This is a genomic window from Blastococcus sp. SYSU D00820, assembly GCF_054050695.1.
In genome coordinates this window covers 68837-86483 of sequence record NZ_JBJGZW010000013.1, presented here as the reverse complement: position 1 = coordinate 86483, position 17647 = coordinate 68837, and the positions used below count along the sequence as shown (strand labels likewise).

Below are 17647 nucleotides of genomic sequence, written 5' to 3'. Positions count from 1 at the left end.
GCATCGCACCCGAGGGGTCAGCGGGCCGTGCCCGCTCCGGAGGCCGGTCCCGACAGGGCCCGTCCGATGCCCCGGGCGGCGGCCATCAGCACCGGCACGGTGGCCGCCGCGCGGCCGTCGTTGGGCACGATGACCGACAGCGCGGCCACGACCTCCGACAGCCCGTTGCGCACCGGGACGGCGACCCCGGTGGCCTCCTCGTGGACGTGCCCGGCCAGCAGCGCGTAACCGCGCCGGCGGGCCTCGGCCAGCGCCGTCCGGACCTCTCCGGAGGTGGTCAGCGTGGCCGGGGTGCAGCGCTCCATGGGCCGGGTGAGCACCCTGTCGACGAGGTCGTCGGCAGCGGCGGCCAGCAGGACGTGCCCCGAGGAGGAGAGGTGGGCCGGCAGTCGCCCGGCGATCCGCGAGTAGTTGACCACCGCGTCGCGGGCGGTCAGCCGCTCGATGAACAGCACCTCCTCGCCGTCGAGGACGCCGAGCTGGGCGGAGTGGCCGACGACGGCGTGCACGTCCTCGAGGTAGGGCATCGCCGCGTCGCGCAGCGACAGCGTGGGCGAGGCCCGGGAGGCCAGCTCCCACAACCGCACGCCGACCCGCACCTCCCGGTCGGGGCCGCGCTCCAGCAGCCCGTGGGAGGCCAGCTCGGCGACCAGGCGGGACGCCGTGGCGATGGGCAGGCCGGTGCGCCGGCCGATCTCGGCGACGCCGAGCGTGGTGTCCTCCGGCGTGAAGGCCGCGACGATGCGCACGGCGCGGGCGATGGAGGTCTCCCCGGTGGCGGTGCGCGGCACGGGGGAAGTGTGCCAGCGGCTGTGGGCAGGGTCACCGGGGAACTCTCGTCCATTGGAACTCCGCTTCGCCGGTCCGGTGACCGGGCCCACGCTCCTGGCATGACGTACACCCTGACCGCCGCAGCCGGCCTGCTCCCGGCCGCCGGCCCGGCGGCGGCCGCGACGCTGCGGGTCGCCGGCAAGCAGCAGGTCGCCGAGGACGTGCTCACCCTGGAGCTCGCCTCGCCCTCCGGCGGCCGGTTGCGCGACTGGGCGCCCGGCGCGCACGTCGACCTCGCGCTGCCCAACGGCCTGACCCGGCAGTACTCGCTGTGCGGCGACCGGTTCGACCCGACGGTCTACCGGGTCGGGGTGCTCCGGGAGGCCGCTGGACGCGGCGGGTCGGCCTACGTGCACGACGAGCTGCAGGTCGGCGACCTCGTCGGCGTCGGCGGTCCGCGCAACAACTTCCCGCTGGTGCCGTCGGACTCCTACCTGTTCGTCGCCGGAGGGATCGGCATCACGCCGCTGCTGCCGATGCTGCGCCAGGCCGACCTGCTGGGTGCCGACTGGCGGCTGCTGTACGGCGGCCAGCGGCGGGCGTCGATGGCCTTCCTGGACGAGCTGGCCGGCCACGGCGACCGGGTGCAGGTGGTGCCGCAGGACGAGCAGGGGCTGCTCGACCTGCCCGCCTTCCTGGGCCCGCCCCGCGAGGGGGTGCGGATCTACTCCTGCGGGCCCGCCCCGCTGCTGGCCGCCATGGAGGCCGCCTGCGCCGGCTGGCCGCCGTACACGCTGCGCACCGAGCGCTTCGTCGCCGGCGAGCTGGGTGCCCCGGCCCGGACGACGCCGTTCGAGGTGGAGCTGGCCCGCAGCGGCCGCACCGTGACCGTGCCGCCGGAGCGGACCGTCCTCGAGGCGCTCGGCGCCGCCGGCGTCGAGGTGCTGTCCTCCTGCCGGCAGGGCACCTGCGGCACCTGCGAGACCACCGTCCTGGCCGGCGAGCCCGACCACCGGGACGCGCTGCTCGACGACGCCGGGCGCGCCGCCGACGACTGCATGTACGTCTGCGTCTCCCGGGCGCGCAGCGACCGGCTCGTCCTGGATCTCTGAGACGCCCACACGCGAACCCCCGACGTCCCCGACCGGGAAGGCACGCCCGTGACCACCACCGCCCCGTCCGCCCCTCCGCTGCCCGTCGACGACAGCGACCCGTTCGCCCACGACGTGCTGGAGGACCCCCTCCCGCTGCACGCCGCGCTGCGCGACGCCGGCCCGCTGGTCTACCTCTCCCGGTACGACGTGCACGCCCTGGCCCGCCACGCGGAGGTGCACGCCGCCCTCGTGGACTGGCAGGCGTTCTCCTCGGCCGCGGGGGTCGGGCTGGCCAACTTCCGCTTCGAGGAGCCCTGGCGGCCGCCGTCCCTCCTGCTGGAGGCCGACCCGCCCCGGCACGACGCGCCCCGCCGGGTGCTGACCTCGGTGCTCGGCCCGCGGGCGCTGCGCCGGCTGCGGGAGCGCTGGCTGGCCGACGCCGAGGACCTGGTGGACACCGTGCTGGCGGCCGGCGACGAGTTCGACGGCGTCCCCGCGCTGGCCGAGGCCTTCCCACTGCGGGTCTTCCCCGACGCCGTCGGGCTGCCGCAGGAGGGGCGGGAGAACCTGCTGCCCTACGGCGACCACGCGTTCAACGCGTTCGGCCCGCCCAACGACCTGGTCGCCAAGGGCGCGCCGCGCGTGGCCGAGCTGTCGGGCTGGGTCGCCGCCCAGTGCGCCCGCGAGGTGCTCGCCGAGGACGGCTTCGGCGCGCAGATCTGGGCCGCCGCCGACCGCGGCGAGATCACCCACGCGCAGGCGCCGCTGGTCGTCCGCTCGCTGCTCACCGCCGGCGTCGACACCACCGTGCACGGCATCTCCGCCTGCCTGTACGCCTTCGCCACGCACCCCGACCAGTGGCAGCGGCTGCGCGCCGAGCCGGCCCTGGCCCGGGTCGCCTTCGACGAGGCGGTGCGCTGGGAGTCGCCGGTGCAGACCTTCTTCCGGACGGCGACCCGCGACGTCCGGATCGGCGACCACGTGGTGCCGGACGGCGGCAAGATCCTGATGTTCCTGGCCGCGGCCAACCGCGATCCGCGCCGGTGGGCCGACCCCGACGCCTTCGACCTGTCCCGCGACCCCTCCGGCCACGTCGGCTTCGGCATGGGGCTGCACCAGTGCGTGGGCCAGCACGTGGCCCGGCTGGAGGCCGAGGCGGTGCTCACCGCGCTCGCCCGCCGGGTCGAGTCGCTCGAGCTCGCCGGGCCGACCCGGCGGCATCACAACAACACCCTGCGGGCCTGGGAGAGCATCCCGGTGCGGCTGCGGGTCGCCTGACCCCCGGGGCTGCCAGCATGCGGGCATGACCGCGCCGCACCCGTCCCCGGCCGACACCGCCTTCCCCTGGGCGGACTCGCAGCAGGCGTTCGCCGACGCCGCGGGCGCCTTCGTCCGCGCCGTCGGGTCGGTCGGGGACCGCTGGTCGGCGCCAGGGCTGGGGGAGTGGGACGTGCGGGCCCTCGTGGGGCACACCAGCCGCTCGCTGCTGACCGTCGAGGAGTACCTCGGCCGGCCGGCGGCCGCGGTCGAGGTCGGCTCCGCCGCCGGATACGTGCGGGCCACCCGCGTGATGGCGGCCGGTCCCGGGGTGGCCGACCGCGGCCGGCAGGCCGGGACGGCGCTGGGGGCCGACCCCGCGGCCGCGGTGGCCGGGCTCGCGGCCCGGGTGCTGCCGCTGGTGGCGGCCGCGGACGGCGGGCAGCTGCTGACCACCGTCGCCGGCGGCATGCGGCTGGCCGACTACCTGCCCACCCGCACCCTCGAGCTGGTCGTGCACACCGCGGATCTCGCCACGGCGCTCGGCCGGCCGGCGCAGCTGCCCCCGGCAGCGGCGCGCCAGGCGCTCGCGGTCGTCGCCGACCTGGCGGTGGACGGCGAGCAGGCCGCACCGCTCCTGCTCGCCGCCACCGGCCGCGCCGGACTGCCGGCGGGCTTCTCCGTGCTCTGAGACCGGCTCAGCCGCGCTTCAGCTCCGCGAAGGTGTCGGCCACCCAGTCGGCGATCCAGGTGCTGACGAAGGGCAGGTGGTCCAGGCCGATGTGCTCGGTCGCGCCCTCCTCGGGCGTGAACACGCGCAGCTCGCGCTTGGGGGAGTTGACCGCCTGGTCGTAGGAGCGGTGGGCGTACTCCAGCGGGATCTGCCGGTCGTTGGCGCCGTGCGCGATGAGGAAGGGCACGGTGATGTTCTCGACGACGCCGTCCAGGTGCACCTGGTCGGCGAAGTCGAGGAAGGCGTCGAGGTCGTTCTCGTCGCCGGGCTGGCCCCACACCCACAGCACGTGCGACCAGTAGTGCGGCACCGGGCGCTCGCCCTCGCGCTCCTTGCGGCGGCGCTGCACCGCGCCCCAGTTGTGGTTGGCACCCCAGGCCACGCACAGCGCCAGGCGCTTCTCGAACGCCGCGGCGCGGGGGGAGTAGTAGCCGCCCAGGGACCAGCCGACGATGCCGATGCGCGCGGCGTCGACGTCGTCCCGCGTCTCCAGGTAGTCGACGCACGCGCCGGCCCAGACCTCGGTGTCGACGCGGGCGGGCAGGCCCTGCAGCCGCAGCGCCTCGCCGGTGCCGGGCTGGTCGAGCATCAGGCAGGAGATGCCGCGGGCGGCCAGCTCCGCCCAGTGGTTCGACGCGTACATGTGCTCCTTGGTGGAGTCCAGGCCGTTGACCAGGATCACCACCGGAGCGGGGCCGTCGGCGGTGGCCGGGGCCTGGGAGAAGTAGGCCGGCAGGGTGGTGCCCTCGTAGGGCACCGCGACCCGGGAGACGTCCGGGCTGTGCAGGTCGAACGCCTTCTGGGTCAGCTCGAGCAGCCGCTTGTAGGTGGGGATCCGGTTCGGATCGGAGTGGGCCAGCATCCGCTCGGCCTGGGCCAGGTAGTTGCTGGCGCGGAAGTACAGCTGGCCGGCGGTGCGGGTGTGCCCCGCCTTCTCCGCCTCCTCGGCCTGCCCGACCAGCTGGTCGGTCAGCGCCGTCCACGCGCGCAGGAACGCCGGGGTACCGGCGTCCTCGGCGCCGGCACCCCCGCCGGCCAGCGCCTCCTTGATCGGCCGGCAGGCCCGGTCGACCTCGTCGATCAGGCCACCGCTGTTGAGCGTGGCCACCACGCTGAGGTTGTAGGTGTAGGGGCCGTCGGGGAAGTACTCGAACACTGCAGGGTTCCTCTCGCGGTGGATCTCTAGGGAGCGGCGCGGACGGCGTCGCTGATGCTCTTCACGCCCCCGTGGGCGGTCATGCCGCCGTCGACGGGGATCTCGGCGCCGCTGATGAACGACGCCTCGTCGCTGACGAGGAAGACGACCAGCGGCGCCACCTCCTCGACCGTCCCGGTGCGGCCCAGCGGCGTCTCGGCGACGTTGGCGGCGCGGAACGCCGGTGCCGCCGAGGCGGTCATCGGCGTCTCGATGTAGCCGGGGTGGATCGTGTTGACCCGGATGCCGCGCGGGCCGAGCTCCAGGCAGGCGGCCTTGGCCAGGCCGCGCAGCGCCCACTTGGACGCCGTGTAGGCGACCGGGTAGTGGCCGGTCAGCGCGGCGACCGAGCCGACGACGACGACCGACCCGCCGCCGGTCATCAGCGGGGTGAGCGCCTGGATGCCCAGCAGGGTGCCGGTCACGTTGACCTCGGTGGTACGGGCGAGGTCGGCGGGATCGAGGTCGGCCAACCGGGCCCGCCAGGTGATCCCGGCGTTGGCCACGAGCCCGTCCAGCCGTCCGTGCCGCTCGCGCAGGTCGGCGGCGATCCGGGCCCAGCCGGCGGCGTCGGTGACGTCCAGACGGCAGTACTCGACCCCGGGGAGGGCCTCGGCGGGCTCCTCCCCGAGGTCGAGGGCCACCACGGTCGCGCCCTCGGCGGCCAGCAGCCGCGCCTCGGCGGCACCCTGACCCCGGCCGGCGCCGGTGACGACGACGACCTTGCCGCGGACGCGAGCCATCAGCGGGCGCGGGTACGGGCGCGCGACCGCTTGCGTGCCGGCAGGACCGGCGGCAGCTCCCGGCCGGGCACGACGCGGTTGCGGATCGTGCCGATGCCCTCGACGGTCATCTCGACCACGTCGCCGGGCTGCAGCGGAGGCGGCGCGGACCCGCCCCGGGTGTTCCAGAGCTCGGCGAGGCAGCCGCCGTTGCCGCAGGTGCCCGAGCCCAGCACGTCGCCGGCGCGGACCTCGGTGCCGCGGGAGGCGTAGGAGATCAGCTCCTCGAACGGCCAGCCCATGTTGGACAGCAGGTCGCGCCCGACCTCCGTGCCGTTCACGCTCACGCTGAGCTCGAGACCCAGGAACCCCTCGTCGTCGCGGTAGGGCTCGAGCTCGTCGGCGGTCACCAGCCACGGGCCCAGCGTGGTGGCGGAGTCCTTGCCCTTCGCCGGGCCGAGCCGGACGGCCATCTCCCGCCACTGCAGGTCGCGGGCGGACCAGTCGTTGAGCACGGTGTAGCCGAAGACGTGGTCGCGGGCCTGCTCCGGCGTCAGCGAGGCGCCGTCCTTCCCGACGACGACGGCGACCTCGAGCTCGAAGTCGAACCGCTGCGACCCCGGGGGGACGGCGACGTCGTCGTGCGCGCCGAGCAGCGCGTAGGGGTTGGTGAAGTAGAACGTCGGTGCCTCGTACCACTCCGGCGCCACGCCCTCGCCGCTCGGCGCGACCATGGCCTCGACGTGCTCCTCGAACGCGACGAAGTCGCGCACCGTCGGCGCCGCCAGCGGCGGCAGCAGCCGCACCGACTCCACCGGCACCGCGGGCCCGCTCAGCGCCCCGGCGCCGGCCTCCAGCGCGGCGGGCAGGCCTGCGCGCACGAGGTCGAGCACCGTCGTCCCCTCCGGGAGGGCGTGCAGGCCGGTGTCGCTGACGACGCCGGCCCGCACCGCGCCCCCGGACTCCCAGGTGGCGAACCGCATCAGACCGGCGGGGCCACGAACAGGCCCTTGTCCGGGTCGTTGAATGAGCGGCTGGCCACGAACTCGTTCATCGCGTTGGCGGTGCCCCACTGGTCGGAGACCTCGGGCTGGGTGAAGTCGTACACGTGCGGGTGCCAGGTGTCCTCGTCGAGGACCTCCAGCTCGGTCGTGTACTCGACGGTGTTGCCGTGCGGGTCGAGGAAGTAGCTGAAGGTGTTGTTGCCGGCCATGTGCCGGCCCGGGCCCCAGATCTTCTCGACGCCGGCGCGCAGCAGCCGGCCGGTGCCGCGCATGTACTCGTCGATGCCGCGCATCTCGAAGCTGGCGTGGTGCAGCGACGGGTGCGGACCCCGGGCGATCGCCAGGCTGTGGTGCCAGCTGTTGATCCGCATGAACCACATCATGTTGCCCATGCGGGGGTGCATCAGCGTGTCCGACAGGGCGAAGGCCAGGTGCTTCTCGTAGAAGGCCCGGGTGCCCTCGGGGTCGGCCGAGTTGATCACCACGTGCGACAGCCGCACGGGGATCGACTCGCCCTCCTCGATGGTGCGGTGCTGCCGGACGGCGACGTCCGAGCTGATCTCGACGGTGCGGCCCTCGTTGTCGAAGAACCGGAAGCCGTAGCCGCCGCCGGGGGTCTGCAGGTCGCCGGGCTCGCTGACCAGCTGCACGCCGTCCGCGGCCAGCTGTCCGGCCAGGGTGTCGACGTCGGCGGCGTCCTTCGCGCCGAAGGCGATCAGGTCGATCCGCTTGTCGGTGGCCTCGCGCAGCCGGACGACGTACTGCTCCGGGCTGCCCTCGGCGGCGAGGAAGGCCAGGCCCGAGTCGCTGTGCTCGGCCGTGAGGCCCCAGGTGCCGGTGTAGAAGTCGAGCTGCTTGCCGAAGTCGGGCACCGCGAGGTCGACGTGCCGCAGGTGGGTGATCAGGCGCTGAGGGGGCATGGTCGTCTCCTTGGTCCTACGCGGGCTGGCTGGTGAGCATGGCGATCGAGCGCATGAGGCTCGGGATGTCGCCCTGGACGTGGTCGAGCTGCCACTGGGCGAGCTGGTTGGAGGCCTCGACGACGGTCCTGGCCCGCTCGTAGCGGCGGGTGTGGAAGGCCTGCCAGAGGTCGTCGTCGAGGACGTCGCGCTCGGTGAGCAGCTCGGTGAGGACGACGGCGTCCTCCAGGGCCATGGCGCCGCCCTGGGCGATGGTGGGCGGGCAGGTGTGCGCGGCGTCACCGATGAGCACGACCCGGCCCCGGTTCCAGGGCTGGTCGAGCACGTGGGTCTCGAACCAGGTGTAGTTGACGCGGGAGGGGTCGGTCAGGGTCTCGCGGATCTCGTCCCACGGGCCGTGGTAGGCCTGCGACAGGTCCCGCATCGTGGCCAGCTGCTCCTCGGGGGACAGGCCGCTGCGGTCCTGGGCGTCCTCGACGATGTAGGCGTAGAGCGAGTCCTCGCCGGTGGGGCAGTAGCCGGCGATGTAGGACGGGCCGCCGTAGTAGAGGTCGGTGCGGGTGACGCTGGCCGGGCGGGGGCCGAAGGCCCGCCAGATGCCCATGCCGACCGACCGCGTCTCGAGGTTGACGCCCAGCGCCCGCCGCGTCCACGACCGGACGCCGTCGGCGCCGACCACCAGGTCGTAGCGACCGGTCGAGCCGTCGGAGAAGGTGACGTCGACGCCGGCCTCGTCCTGCGCCAGCTCGGTGAACGTGGTGCCCAGGCGCACCTTGACGCCGACCGCGGTGGCCCGGTCGACGAGGATGCGGGCCAGCTCGGGACGGGGCATGCCCATCGCGGCGGGGAGGTCCGGGCCGCCGGTCTTGGCGTCCGGGATCTCGGCGACGACGCTGCCGTGCGGGTCCGGCGCCCGGATGCCGGTGACGTCGAAGGCGTAGCCGGCCGCCTGCACCTGGTCCCAGACGCCGAGGGAGCGCAGCTCGCGCAGCGCGTTGCCCTGCAGCGTGATGCCCGAGCCGAGCGCGGCGACCTCGGGCTTGATCTCGACCAGGTCGACGGCCACGCCACGGGCGGCGAGGTGGATGGCGGTGGCGGCGCCGGCGAGGCCGGCCCCCACCACCAGGACGCTGTTCACTGCGGGCATCGGTGGCTCCTTCGTCACTTGACCGCGAGGGGGTTGACCGGGGCGCCGACGGCGCCGGTCACGGGGAGGGGGGCCGCGGCGAGGAAGAACTCGTAGCGCCCGTCGGCCGCGCAGTCGGCGGCCAGGGCGTCGAGGTCCCACATCTCGCCGATGAACAGGCCCATGTTGGGGATGGCGACCTGGTGCAGGGGCTGGAAGGCGACGTCGAACTCGTTGGGCCGCACCTCGAAGCCCCAGGTGTCGGTGGCGATGCCGGCGATCTCGCTGCGGTGCAGCCAGTCGGCGGTGGTGAACGACAGGCCGGGGGAGTGGCCGCCGGCGTAGTCGCCCCAGCCGCGGCCCTCGGCGATGTCCCGGCGGGCGCGGGTGAGCCGGCCGGTGCGCACGACGACGAGGTCGCCGCGGCCGACGTGGGAGGTGCCGCCCTGGGCGGCGATCGTGGCGTCGAGGTGCTCGGCGGTGATGGCGAAGCCGTCGGGGAGCTCGCCGTCGGTGCCGATCGCCCGGCCGACGTCGAGCAGCACGCCGCGGCCGGCGAAGCGCGCGGCGGTGGTCTCGATGCCGGTGACCTTGTCGCCGTCGCTGGTCACCACGTCGCCGGCGCGGCGGCCGTTCCAGGCCATGCCGTGGTCGAAGATGTGGCCGAGGCCGTCCCACTGGGTCGAGGCCTGCAGCGGCATGGCGATGACGTCGTCGGCGCCGCCGAGGCCGTGCGGGAAGCCCTGCACGCCGCGCTCGGCGTCGGTGCCGGTGTCCAGCATCGTGTGCACCGGGTTGGTCCGCCGCCGCCAGCCCTTCTGCGGGCCGTCCATGTCGAAGGACTGCGACAGCGAGAAGCTCACCCCGCGCCGGATGCAGGCCGCGCCCTCGAGGCGCTTGGCCTCGTCGAGGAAGTTCAGCGTGCCCAGCACGTCGTCGGCACCCCAGCGGCCCCAGTTCGAGCACCGCTGCGCGGCGGCGGCGATGGCGCCCTCCGGATCGGAGCGGTCGAGCCGGTCGGCGGCGGGCCGGGATGGAGCAGGCAGCACGTCGGGTCCTCCTCGAAGCGACGTGCACCACAGTCCCGGGCGGTGGCCTATCACGGAAGAGGCAATCGATGATGGGTGTCATCAATGCCGTCGATACCCTCGGCCGGTGAACCTGAGCAACCTCGACCTCAACCTGCTGGTCTCCCTCGACGCCCTGCTCGAGCAGCGCAGCGTCACCCGGGCGGCGCAGCAGCTAGGGCTCAGCCAGCCCGCGCTGTCGGCGTCGCTGGCGAGGTTGCGCCGGCACTTCGGGGACGAGCTGCTCTCCCGGGTCGGCAACGCCTACCGGCTCACCCCGCTGGCGGCCCAGCTCCGCCCGCGCGTCCGGCTGGCGCTGGACGGGGTGGAGCGGGTGTTCACCGCGCAGCCGGACTTCGACCCCGCCGAGTCGACGCGCGAGTTCTCCGTCCTGCTCAGCGACTACGGCTGCGCCGTCCTCGGCGACACGCTGGCCCAGCTGCTGGCCGAGGAGGCCCCCGGCGCCCGGCTGCGCCTCCTGCACAACACGCCCGATGCCGTCGACCAGGTGCAGGAGACGCTGCTCAACCGCGACCTCCTGGTGCTCCCGCACGGCTTCATCAGCGACCTGCCGCACGCCGACCTGCACCAGGACCGGTGGGTGCTCGTCGTGTCCGCCGACAACCCGGTGGTGGGAGAGGAGGTGACCGTCGAGCACCTGGAGTCGCTCCCGTGGGTCGCCACCTACCACGGGCCGACGGCCTCCACGCCCGCCGCCCGGCAGATGCGGATGCTCGGCATCGAGCCGCGGGTCCAGGTGGTCACCGAGAGCTTCCTCACGGTGCCCGGTCTGGTCGCCGGCAGCGGCCGCATCGCCTTGCTCCAGGAGCGGCTGGTGCGGTCGCTGCCGCTGGACGCCGGCGTGCGGGCGCTGCCCCTCCCGTTCGACGCCGGACCGCTGATGGAGGCGATGTGGTGGCACCCGGTGCACGACGGCGACCCCGAGCACCGGTTCTTCCGCGACCTCGTCACGCGGGCCGCGCGGCAGGCGACCGAGCCGCTCGCACCCTGACCCCGGATACACCGCCCGCCCGCGCGGCGACCGCCGCGACACGCATCACGCTGACGAAACGCCGGTCTCCGATTGTCACGAGTCCATAACGACGACTACCGTGTCGGCGTCCGACCGGTCGTCACGACCCCTGCCGGGGGAGTCCGGGCGGACGCCGCCGAGTCGCCCTCCGGGGCGAGCCGGGGACCCACCGCACCACTGGGGTGAATCCCGCGTCGCAGGACCTCGCGTCCCGCGCCGGGTAGGGCTGCTTCCCGCCCGAACCCGTCAGCTGACTCGGTAGGCGGCCTTCTGGGAGAAACGGAGAGCCGCCCGATGGCGCGCCCTGCCACTGCTGCACGTCCTCGATCGACCCGGCACTGCCGGCCCCTGGTGCGCCCGCGGATCTGACCGCCGGCCGGGCCCGTCCCCGCCGCCGCCGTCCCCGCACCCATCCCACGGCCCCCGCGCCCCTGGCGCCGCCGTGCCCGCACCGCTCGGAGCACCCCCCTCGATGGATCCCCGTACGACCACGTCCGGCCACGCCGCCGGCCGCCGCACCCGCACCGCCCGCCGCCGCGTCCTCGCCGGCCGCCGTCCCGGTCTCCTGCTGGGGGTCGCCGTCGCCGGCGCCGTCCTCGGCAACGTCGTCCTCGGCGTCGACCCCGGAGCGCAGGCCGAGGCCGGCGCGTCGGAGACCGTGAGCGTCGCCCAAGCCCTCGGCCTCAGCGCCCAGAGCGGTCCCGTCGACGTCACCGAGAACCTCCAGCCGCTGGAGGACCTCGCGGCCAGCCGCAGCACCCGCGAGGCCGAGGAGGCCGCCGCGCAGCAGGCGCAGGCCGCCGCCGACCAGGCCGCCCTCGACGCACAGCGGGCCGCGGCCGAGGCCGCCGCCCGCGCCGAGGCGGAGGCCGCCGCGGCTGCGGCCGCGGCCGCGGAGGCCGCCGCGGCGGCCGAGGCGGCCGCCGAGGAGGAGTCCTCCTCCGGCGGCTCCGGCTCCTCTGGCGGCTCCGGCGGCGGCGGGGCGTCGGCCAGCACCGCGGCCACCTCGGTCGCGCAGATCCGCAACACCGCCGGACCGGTGTCGTCGCGGGTGCAGGCGGCCGCCGACGCCGTGGTGAGCAACGTGCCCGGCGCCGGGGGCATCACCCTCGGCGGCACCCGCGCCAGCGCCACCGACCCGGACGGGCACCCGTCGGGGAACGCGCTGGACTACATGGTCATGTCCGACGCCGCGCTCGGCGACGCGATCGTGGCGTACCACATCGCGCACTGGGACGAGCTCGGCGTGGCCTACATCATCTGGGAGCAGCGGATCCTCCAGTCCCCGGGCGGCTCCTGGTCGACCATGGAGGACAGGGGCGGCGTGACCGCGAACCACTTCGACCACGTCCACGTCAACTACCGGTGAGCGCGGGCGGTCCGGGCCGCCGTAGCGTCAGCGGCGTGGCACGCGAGTACGACGACGGCGAGGACGACCGCGCTCGGGACGGCGCACCGCCGGCCCCGGAGATCCCCTCCCTGGCCTCCCTGCGGTCGCCGGCCCGCCGTTCGGCGCTCGACCTGCTGGTGCCCGAGCGGCCGGCCGGCCCGCCGGCGCGACCGGCGCGGCCGGCGCCCCGGCCGCCGGAGTACGCCGACCTGCTGCTGCTCGGCCGCGTGGTCGTCCGCTCGCTCGCCGGGCTGCCCGGCCGCTGCCTCCGGCGGCTGCTGACCCGCTGACGGTCCGCCCGTCCCGCTCCTCCTCGGCCCGACCCGCGCCTCCCGGCGCCGGTCGGGCCGAGTGCTGTCCGGGCACCGCGCGCCGCGATCCGGCCCGCCACCTCGGCGATCAGGTAACAGAACGGTCAGCGTCGTTGACGCCGCTCTCGTGATCCACCTAACATCCGGCGGCAACCAAGCACTTGCTTGGGAGCACGCCGGCTGCCTTCCAGACGGCGGTTCCGCACGCGTACGGGCACCACCCCCATCCGACCGGCCACACCCCGAGGAAGTGGTATGCGGACATCCCGGACCCGAATCGCCGCCGTGACGGCGGCCGCCTCGCTCGCCCTGGCGACCGCCGCCTGCGGCGGTGGCGACGACGAGCCCAACCGCCCCGAGGCCAACGCCGAGCTGACCGGGGAGCCGATCATCATCGGCCTCGACGAGGACAGCACCGGCCCCGGCGCCTCCTACAGCGTCATCGCCGGCAACGCGATCCGTGCGGCGATCGACCAGCTCAACGCCACCGACGGCATCCTCGGCCGCCCGGTCGAGCTCGTGGTGGAGAACGACGAGAGCGACCCCACCAAGACGCCCTCGATCGTGCGCAAGCTGATCGACCAGAACCCGGCGTTCCTCATCCTGCAGAGCTCCGGCGCGGCGATCGCTCAGGCCAAGCCGGTCGTCCAGCAGGCCGGGATCCCGGCGATCGCGCCGACGTCGATCTCCCAGTCGGTCGCGCTGCCGCCCGACGCGGACTTCACCTACACCCTGGCCAATCCGCTCAACGACTTCGTCGAGACCTACTGCGGCGCCTTCGAGGAGGCCGGCATCGAGACCCTCGCCGTCCTTTCCGACGCCTCGCCGACGATCGACGGCGTCAACGGCCTGCTGCTGCCCGGTCTCGGCGAGTGCGTGGAGTTGATCGCCGAGGAGGAGGCGCCGGTCGACACGTCCGACCTCAGCGCCCAGGTCGCCCGGATCGAGGACGCCGGCCCCGACGCGGTGCTGGTCTCCAGCGTCGGCGGCAACTTCGAGGTGCTCGCACACAACACGCTGTTCGAGCAGCTGCCCGACGTCCAGCGGTTCTCGCTGGCCTCGATCGGCAACCAGGCTGCGTCGTGGGAGCTGGCCAACCCCGGCGCTCTCGAGGGTCTGGTCTTCATGGGTTCGCTGGATCCCGACAACGAGCGGACGGCGGAGCTGCAGGAGACCCTGCGCGAGGCCTACGGCGACGACGAGTTCCAGGTGTCGGCCTACGACGCGAACGGCTGGGACACCGTCATGCTGATCAAGCAGGCCATCGAGGCCGCGGGCACGGACGAGCCGCTCGCCGTCCGCGACGCGCTGAACCAGATCACCGGGTACGAGGCGTCGTTCGGCCAGCCGGGCTTCACGCTGTCCTTCGCCCCGGACAAGCACCTCGGTGCCGACGGACTCTGCGGGCTGGTCCTCACCGTGTTCGGCGAGGACAACCGCCCGGCCGGTGCGTGGGAGACCTACCAGCCCCCGTGCGACTGACCTCGTCGTCCGACCGACCGGGTCGGGCCGTCCGCGGCCCGGCCCGGTCCCCGAGGGGAGAACGATGAGCGACCCCCAGCTCTGGCTGTCGGCACTGGAGATCGGCTGCTTCTTCGGCCTGATCGCGCTGGGATACCAGCTGATCCTCGTCGGCGCCGGCTTCTTCAACTTCGCGCTCGGGCCCTACGCCATGGTGGCGGGCCTGGGCACCTCCTACCTCGTCATCCGCGAGGACATGGACGTCTGGCTCGGCGTGCTCTGCGGCCTGCTGATGGCCGTGGGCCTGGCCGTGGTCACCGAGCTGCTGATCGTGCGTCCGGTGCAGGCCAAGTCCGGGTCCGGCGAACTGCCGGCCCTGGTCGCCGTCGCCGCGGTGCTCTTCGCCATCCAGCAGGCGGCGGGTGCGGTGTTCGGCCGCGTCTCGCTGCCCGGCCAGCGGCTGCTCGACGTCCCGCCGTGGCGGTTCGGGGAGGTCGTGCTCAACGGCTCGACCGCCCTGCTGCTGGGCACGACCGTCGTGGTGTTCGTCCTGGTCGGGCTGTGGGTGAAGCTCACGGTGACCGGCCGGCTGCTGCGCGCCGTCGGCGACAACCCGCGCGCGGCCGGCCTGCTCGGGCTGCCCGTCGGGCGGGTGCGCCTGGTGGCGTTCATCCTGGGCGGCCTGATCGCGGGCATCGCCGGCATCCTGTTCGCGCCCAAGGCCGGGGTGAGCTTCACCAGCGGCCTGAGCTGGACGCTGGTCGGCTTCCTGGCCCTCGTCATCGGCGGCACCGGCCGGATCTGGGCCCCGCTGGTCGGCGGCCTGGTGCTCGGCGCGGTGCAGGTCTTCACGCCCTTCTACCTCGCCGAGCTGGGCCCGCAGACGGTCATCCTGGTGCTCGGCCTGGTCTTCTTCGCCTTCAAGCCCGAGGGCATCTTCGTCCGGAGGGTGCGCGCATGACCGCCTCCACTGAGCGGGCGGCGCCCGGGGCCACCGACGTCCCCGGGCCCCGCCGTCCCGGCCGCGTGATCGACCGCGGCCCCGACATCTGGCCGCCGCTGATCGCCGCCGCCTGCACCGTCGCGGTGCTGGTGTGGGCGCACGGCAGCGACTACAAGGCCGACCTCGTCGTCCTGGCCTGCACCTACGCGCTGATCGCGCTGGGCATGTACATCCCGTTCGTGCTGGCCGGGTCGCTGTCGCTGGCCTACAGCGCCTACGCCGGCATCGGCGCCTACGCGGTCGGCATCATCTCCGACCGCACCGGGCTGTCGCTGTGGTTCGGCTGGGTGATCGGCGCCGTCGTGGCGATGGCCGTGTCGGTCGTGCTGAGCCTGGCGACCCGGCGGCTGTCGGGCTTCTTCCTCGGCGCGGTGACCCTGCTGTTCGGGACGGCGTTCGAGACCTGGCTGATCAGCGCCAACTGGCTGACCGGCGGCTCGGGCGGCATCGGCGGCATCCGGACGCCGACCTTCTTCGGCTGGGACCCCAGCCGCACCGTCCAGGTGATCATGGCCTGCGTCCTGGTGCTGATCGTCGCGGTGCTGGTCGACCGGCTGCGGCGCAGCCCGTGGGGGGTCGTCGTCCGCACGCTGCGGGAGGCGCCCCTGCCGGTCGAGGCCTCCGGGGTCCGGGTGGCCAACATGATCACCGTCTCGCTGGCCTTCGGCGCGGCCATCGCCTCGATCGGTGGGTCGCTGTTCGCGACCTTCGTCCGCGGCGTCACGCCGGAGACCTTCACGGTGGCGGTGGTCTTCCTGACCATCTTCATCCCGCTGGTCGGCGGCCGCGGCACCGCGTGGGGCAGCGTCCTCGGCGCGGTCGTCGTGGTCGAGCTGACCGTCGACTTCGACGCCTGGGAGATCAGCGGCTCCCTCATCCTGTCCATCGCGGTGCTGGTGATCATGCTGGTGGCGCCGTCGGGGCTGCTCGGCTACCTCGACAAGCTGCGGCACCTGGTCCTGGCCCTGCTCACCTCGAGGCGGTCACGCGGTGGTTGACACGAGCAGCCGGGCCGGCCGGTCCGGGACGGGCGCATCCGGGGGAGACGCCGCCGGGGCGCCGCTCCTGGAGGCCGTTGGCCTCACCAAGCACTACGGCGGCGTCGTCGCGGTCTCCGACGTCAGCTTCACCCTCCGGCCCGGGGAGATCCTCGGCCTGGTGGGCCCCAACGGCGCCGGCAAGACCACGCTGGTCGACATCATGACCGGGGCGCAGACCTCCGACGGGGGCACGCTGCACCTGGCCGGCCGGCCGGTGACCGGATCGCCGGCCCGGCGCGCCCTGCTGGGCCTGGCGCGCACCTTCCAGCACCCGCTGCTGGCCGCCGAGCTGACCGTCCTCGACAACATCGTCGCGGGCATCTCGGCGCACCGGTACGGCAGCGTCTGGCAGATGATCCGCGGCGCGGTCGTCGGCATGGTCACCGGCGCCGACCGCGACTACGTCCGCGCCGCGGCCCTGGCCGAGGAGCTGGGCGTGGGCGACCTCGACCGGTTGTGCGAGGACCTCTCGCTGGGCGAGCAGCGGCTGGTCGAGGTGGCCCGGGCCCTGGCCCAGGACCCCCAGGTCATGCTGCTCGACGAGCCCTTCGCCGGAGCCGACGCGCACGGCATCGCGGGCATCATCGACGCGATCCGGCAGGTGCAGGCGCGCGGGCACGGCGTGGTCCTGGTCGACCACAACGTCGACCTCATCGCCAGCCTCGCCGACCGGGTGCTGCTGCTGAACTTCGGCGAGGTCGTCTTCGACGGCGATCCGCAGGCCTGCCTGGCCAGCCCGGAGATGCGCGCCGTCTACTTCGGAGGCAGTGACGATGACTGACGCCGTGCTCACCGTCCGCGGGCTCACCGTCCGCTACGGCAAGGCCGTCGCCGTCGACGGGCTGGACCTCGTGGCCCCGGCCGGGCAGGTGACGGCACTCGTCGGCCCCAACGGCGCCGGCAAGAGCAGCACCCTGCTCGGCATCTACGGCTCGGTGCCCGCCCAGGGCACCGTGCTGCTCGAGGGGGAGGACATCGGCAGGATGTCGGCCACCCGCCGGGCCCGCGCCGGGCTGATGCTGGTGCCGCAGGGCCGCCAGCTGTTCCCCAAGATGAGCGTCGAGGAGAACCTCCGGCTCATGGCCGAGCTGCTGCGGCTGCCGGGGAAGGTCGTGGGGGAGGCGCTCGACCGGTTCCCGATCCTGCGCGAGCGCTCCCGCTCGCTGGCCGGTGTCCTCAGCGGCGGCGAGCAGCAGATGCTGGTGGTCAGCCGCGCGCTGATGAGCTCGCCGAAGGTGCTGCTGCTCGACGAGATGATGACCGGGCTGGCGCCCAAGATCGTCTCCGGGCTGGCCGACACGGTGGCCGAGCTGGCGCGCAAGGACGGCGTCGCGGTGGTCATGGCCGACCCGTCGCTGGGCCCGGTCCGCCGGGTCGTCGACCGCGGCTACGTGCTGCTGCGCGGCCGGGTCGTGGCCGAGGAGGCCGACGCCGTCGCGCTGGACCGCGCCTACCAGCGCACGATGGGCGTGGTGCAGGAGGAGGTCGAGGCCGAGGCCGAGGCCGGCCCCGCCTGACCG

General features: G+C 74.3%; 18 protein-coding genes and 1 riboswitch. Of the genes, 11 read left to right on the top strand and 7 right to left on the bottom strand.

The window, feature by feature from the left end; all coding sequences use genetic code 11:
• Positions 1–17: 17 nt before the first annotated feature.
• Positions 18–791, bottom strand: coding sequence for an IclR family transcriptional regulator (locus ACI79R_RS14825; protein ID WP_456574408.1), 774 nt, complete (start codon positions 789–791; stop codon positions 18–20).
• Between the two features lie 99 nt (positions 792–890).
• Between ACI79R_RS14825 and ACI79R_RS14820 the strand changes: the two genes are divergently transcribed.
• Genes ACI79R_RS14820 through ACI79R_RS14810 form a run of 3 tightly spaced genes read left to right on the top strand, consistent with a single transcriptional unit; the run spans position 891 to position 3813 of the window.
• The gene (locus ACI79R_RS14820) at positions 891–1883 is read left to right on the top strand and encodes a PDR/VanB family oxidoreductase (protein ID WP_456574407.1); all 993 of its coding nucleotides are present in this window, start codon (positions 891–893) and stop codon (positions 1881–1883) included.
• Between the two features lie 48 nt (positions 1884–1931).
• The gene (locus tag ACI79R_RS14815) at positions 1932–3143 is read left to right on the top strand and encodes a cytochrome P450 (RefSeq protein WP_456574406.1); all 1212 of its coding nucleotides are present in this window, start codon (positions 1932–1934) and stop codon (positions 3141–3143) included.
• A gap of 25 nt (positions 3144–3168) precedes the next feature.
• Positions 3169–3813 carry a maleylpyruvate isomerase family mycothiol-dependent enzyme gene (locus ACI79R_RS14810; RefSeq protein WP_456574405.1) on the top strand — a complete coding sequence of 215 codons (645 nt, stop codon included), beginning with the start codon at positions 3169–3171 and terminating at the stop codon, positions 3811–3813.
• Between the two features lie 7 nt (positions 3814–3820).
• On the opposite strand, the gene ACI79R_RS14805 is transcribed toward ACI79R_RS14810, so the two are convergent.
• From ACI79R_RS14805 to ACI79R_RS14780, 6 genes are read right to left on the bottom strand one after another with little or no spacing between them, the layout of a single operon-like run.
• Entirely contained in the window at positions 3821–5011 is a 1191-nt protein-coding gene (locus ACI79R_RS14805; RefSeq protein ID WP_456574404.1) for an alpha/beta hydrolase family protein, read from the bottom strand.
• 26 nt (positions 5012–5037) lie between these two features.
• Complete coding sequence (locus ACI79R_RS14800; protein WP_456574403.1) at positions 5038–5793, bottom strand: SDR family NAD(P)-dependent oxidoreductase; 756 nt, start codon at positions 5791–5793, stop codon at positions 5038–5040.
• Positions 5793–6755 (bottom strand): fumarylacetoacetate hydrolase family protein, encoded by a 963-nt coding sequence (locus ACI79R_RS14795; RefSeq protein WP_456574402.1) that lies wholly within the window; start codon positions 6753–6755, stop codon positions 5793–5795. Before ACI79R_RS14795 ends, ACI79R_RS14800 begins: the two co-directional genes overlap by 1 nt.
• A complete protein-coding gene (locus ACI79R_RS14790) occupies positions 6755–7696 on the bottom strand; it encodes a VOC family protein (protein ID WP_456574401.1) in 942 nt (313 codons plus the stop codon). Before ACI79R_RS14790 ends, ACI79R_RS14795 begins: the two co-directional genes overlap by 1 nt.
• Positions 7697–7712: 16 nt before the next feature.
• Entirely contained in the window at positions 7713–8843 is a 1131-nt protein-coding gene (locus tag ACI79R_RS14785; protein ID WP_456574400.1) for an FAD-dependent oxidoreductase, read from the bottom strand.
• Between the two features lie 14 nt (positions 8844–8857).
• A complete protein-coding gene (locus tag ACI79R_RS14780; protein ID WP_456574399.1) occupies positions 8858–9871 on the bottom strand; it encodes a cyclase family protein in 1014 nt (337 codons plus the stop codon).
• Positions 9872–9977: 106 nt separating this feature from the next.
• Here ACI79R_RS14780 and ACI79R_RS14775 point away from each other — a divergent pair, with 106 nt between their 5' ends.
• The 8 genes from ACI79R_RS14775 (at position 9978) to ACI79R_RS14740 (ending at position 17644) form a co-directional block, all read left to right on the top strand.
• The gene (locus ACI79R_RS14775; RefSeq protein ID WP_456574398.1) at positions 9978–10901 is read left to right on the top strand and encodes a LysR family transcriptional regulator; all 924 of its coding nucleotides are present in this window, start codon (positions 9978–9980) and stop codon (positions 10899–10901) included.
• A 145-nt stretch (positions 10902–11046) separates the two neighbouring features.
• Positions 11047–11202: riboswitch (cyclic di-AMP (ydaO/yuaA leader) on the top strand.
• Positions 11203–11394: 192 nt separating this feature from the next.
• A complete protein-coding gene (locus tag ACI79R_RS14770) occupies positions 11395–12291 on the top strand; it encodes a hypothetical protein (protein WP_456574397.1) in 897 nt (298 codons plus the stop codon).
• Between the two features lie 35 nt (positions 12292–12326).
• Complete coding sequence (locus ACI79R_RS14765) at positions 12327–12602, top strand: hypothetical protein (RefSeq protein ID WP_456574396.1); 276 nt, start codon at positions 12327–12329, stop codon at positions 12600–12602.
• A 306-nt stretch (positions 12603–12908) separates the two neighbouring features.
• Positions 12909–14105, top strand: coding sequence for an ABC transporter substrate-binding protein (locus tag ACI79R_RS14760; protein ID WP_456574395.1), 1197 nt, complete (start codon positions 12909–12911; stop codon positions 14103–14105).
• 64 nt (positions 14106–14169) lie between these two features.
• The gene (locus tag ACI79R_RS14755; RefSeq protein WP_456574394.1) at positions 14170–15045 is read left to right on the top strand and encodes a branched-chain amino acid ABC transporter permease; all 876 of its coding nucleotides are present in this window, start codon (positions 14170–14172) and stop codon (positions 15043–15045) included.
• Positions 15042–16085 (top strand): branched-chain amino acid ABC transporter permease, encoded by a 1044-nt coding sequence (locus ACI79R_RS14750; protein WP_456574393.1) that lies wholly within the window; start codon positions 15042–15044, stop codon positions 16083–16085. Before ACI79R_RS14755 ends, ACI79R_RS14750 begins: the two co-directional genes overlap by 4 nt.
• Complete coding sequence (locus ACI79R_RS14745) at positions 16078–16908, top strand: ABC transporter ATP-binding protein (protein WP_456574392.1); 831 nt, start codon at positions 16078–16080, stop codon at positions 16906–16908. The genes ACI79R_RS14750 and ACI79R_RS14745 overlap by 8 nt, the downstream gene beginning before the upstream one ends.
• Positions 16901–17644 carry an ABC transporter ATP-binding protein gene (locus ACI79R_RS14740; protein ID WP_456574391.1) on the top strand — a complete coding sequence of 248 codons (744 nt, stop codon included), beginning with the start codon at positions 16901–16903 and terminating at the stop codon, positions 17642–17644. The genes ACI79R_RS14745 and ACI79R_RS14740 overlap by 8 nt, the downstream gene beginning before the upstream one ends.
• Positions 17645–17647: the final 3 nt, after the last annotated feature.

Excerpts from the sequence above, each read along its gene's own strand:
- ACI79R_RS14800 (WP_456574403.1), bottom strand. The coding sequence starts at position 5,793 with ATGGCTCGCGTCCGCGGCAAGGTCGTCGTCGTCACCGGCGCCGGCCGG.
- ACI79R_RS14755 (WP_456574394.1), top strand. The coding sequence starts at position 14,170 with ATGAGCGACCCCCAGCTCTGGCTGTCGGCACTGGAGATCGGCTGCTTC.
- ACI79R_RS14820 (WP_456574407.1), top strand. The coding sequence starts at position 891 with ATGACGTACACCCTGACCGCCGCAGCCGGCCTGCTCCCGGCCGCCGGC.
- ACI79R_RS14770 (WP_456574397.1), top strand. The coding sequence starts at position 11,395 with ATGGATCCCCGTACGACCACGTCCGGCCACGCCGCCGGCCGCCGCACC.
- ACI79R_RS14740 (WP_456574391.1), top strand. The coding sequence starts at position 16,901 with ATGACTGACGCCGTGCTCACCGTCCGCGGGCTCACCGTCCGCTACGGC.
- ACI79R_RS14750 (WP_456574393.1), top strand. The coding sequence starts at position 15,042 with ATGACCGCCTCCACTGAGCGGGCGGCGCCCGGGGCCACCGACGTCCCC.
- ACI79R_RS14795 (WP_456574402.1), bottom strand. The coding sequence starts at position 6,755 with ATGCGGTTCGCCACCTGGGAGTCCGGGGGCGCGGTGCGGGCCGGCGTC.
- ACI79R_RS14785 (WP_456574400.1), bottom strand. The coding sequence starts at position 8,843 with ATGCCCGCAGTGAACAGCGTCCTGGTGGTGGGGGCCGGCCTCGCCGGC.
- ACI79R_RS14810 (WP_456574405.1), top strand. The coding sequence starts at position 3,169 with ATGACCGCGCCGCACCCGTCCCCGGCCGACACCGCCTTCCCCTGGGCG.
- ACI79R_RS14790 (WP_456574401.1), bottom strand. The coding sequence starts at position 7,696 with ATGCCCCCTCAGCGCCTGATCACCCACCTGCGGCACGTCGACCTCGCG.